Below are 418 nucleotides of genomic sequence, written 5' to 3' on the forward strand. Positions count from 1 at the left end.
GAGAGCGTGCCGAGCCGTTCCTCGCGGAAGCTGACGAGGCCGACGGCTTCGAGGACCTCGTCGGCGCGGCGCCACGGGACGCCCGACGCCGCACCCAGCATGCGCAGCTGCCCGCGGACCGAGAGGGCCGGATGCCCCGGGACATCGCCGAGCAGTACGCCCACCTCCCGCGCCGGATGAGCGATCCGGTACAGGGGCCGTCCCCTGAAGTAGGTGATGCCACGACCGGGCCGCAGGGCGAGCATCAGTCTCAGGGCCGTGGTCTTGCCCGCACCGACGGCCCCCAGGAGCACGGTGATCCGGCCGGCGCGCGCTTCGAAGGAGACGTCGTCGACGGCGGGCGGCCGCGCCTTGCGGGAGGTGCTGGTCAGTCCGAAGGCTTGGATCACCTGCAGCAAGATAGCGTGCGATGTCCGGT

At 72.0% G+C, this 418-nt stretch carries 1 protein-coding gene; it reads right to left on the reverse strand.

The window, feature by feature from the left end; translation table 11 throughout:
* A partial coding sequence (locus ACQRUO_RS39750; RefSeq protein ID WP_428321036.1) for an ATP-binding cassette domain-containing protein occupies positions 1-389 on the reverse strand: 389 nt, incomplete at its 3' end.
* Positions 390-418: the final 29 nt, after the last annotated feature.

It is taken from the genome of Kitasatospora sp. LaBMicrA B282, from assembly GCF_050325825.1.
Lineage (GTDB): Bacteria > Actinomycetota > Actinomycetes > Streptomycetales > Streptomycetaceae > Kitasatospora.